At 65.5% G+C, this 238-nt stretch carries 1 protein-coding gene; it reads right to left on the bottom strand.

Annotated features, from left to right (window positions below; translation table 11 throughout):
- The coding region (locus tag G8O24_RS43845; protein WP_244646495.1) for an ABC transporter substrate-binding protein at nucleotides 1–238 on the bottom strand (238 nt) is incomplete at both ends.

Raw genomic sequence — 238 nt, 5'->3', positions numbered from 1 at the left:
TCGTTGGCGTAGAGCTTGAAGCCGCGCTGCTTCAGCTCCGGCACGGCATCGGGCGCCGGCGCTTCGACCCAGTCAACCTGCCCGGACAGCAGCGCGGCGGTGCGCGCGTTAGCCTCCGGCATCGGCAAGAGCACGATCTTGTCGATCTTGGGCACACGGGCTTTGTCCCAATAGTCGGCGTTCTTGACCAGCTCGAGACGTTCGCGCGGGGTAAAGCTTGCCATCTTCCACGGGCCGG

The sequence above is a fragment of the Bradyrhizobium campsiandrae genome (assembly GCF_014529705.1).
Classification (GTDB): Bacteria; Pseudomonadota; Alphaproteobacteria; order Rhizobiales; family Xanthobacteraceae; genus Bradyrhizobium; species Bradyrhizobium campsiandrae.
Note: the sequence above shows the minus strand (reverse complement) of the source record. Positions and strands in the feature narration are given on the sequence as shown.